The following is a 752-nucleotide window of genomic DNA, read 5'->3' on the forward strand; positions in this document are numbered from 1 at the left end:
TGCGGGCCGGGCTCGCCGGGCGGGTCCGCGCCGCGGCGCGGGCTCTGCGGACCGAGCCGCCGGTCGCGGACGGCCTGCACCGGATGGCGCTGCGTCCGGGCGAGCGGATCGTGGTCGTCGGCGACTCCCTGTCCGCCGACCGGCTGGGCTGGGCACGGCTGTTCGCCGAGCTGATCCCGATGGTCGAACCGGAGGCGTCGGTCGAGGTGCTCGCGCTGTCCGGGCGGACCAGCTCCGAGGCACTCGCGCTCGGCCCGGTCCTGGTCTCGCGGGTGCCGACCCGGGTGCTGGTCATGCTGGGCACCAACGACATCCGCCGGGAGGGCGCGACCACCGGGATCCGGATGGTGTCGATCAGCGAGACGGCTCGGAACCTGCGGGCGCTGCGCCTGCTGCTGGAGACCGAGAGCGGCGCCCGGGTGCGGTTCGTCGTCCCGCCGCCGGTCGACCCCGGACGGGTGGCCGCCACCCGCGAGCTCACCGGCGAGTGGTGGGACCCGGCCGACGTCCCCGGGCTCGTCGCGACGGTCCGGGAGGTCGACCCGGACGCGATCGACCTGTCCCGGATGCCGATCCGGCCCGACTTCTGGGAGGACGACGGCCTGCATCCCAGCCCGATCGGGCAGGTCGCGATCCTGCGGGCGGTGCTGGCCCGGATCTGACCCGGCGCGCTCAGCCGCGCAGCGCGGCGATCGCGGCCCGGGCCGCCGCGGCGACCGCGGCCTCCCCGCGCGCCGTGTCGGCCGGGTCGG

Annotated in this window: 1 protein-coding gene; it reads left to right on the forward strand. The window is 77.4% G+C overall.

All coding sequences use genetic code 11. The features are described from left to right. Window positions 1-662: SGNH/GDSL hydrolase family protein (locus GTW08_RS19630; protein WP_161152351.1), on the forward strand; the 662-nt coding region annotated here is incomplete at its 5' end. Window positions 663-752 lie beyond the last annotated feature (90 nt).

It is taken from the genome of Pseudonocardia sp. SID8383, from assembly GCF_009864975.1.
Taxonomy (GTDB): domain Bacteria; phylum Actinomycetota; class Actinomycetes; order Mycobacteriales; family Pseudonocardiaceae; genus Pseudonocardia; species Pseudonocardia alni.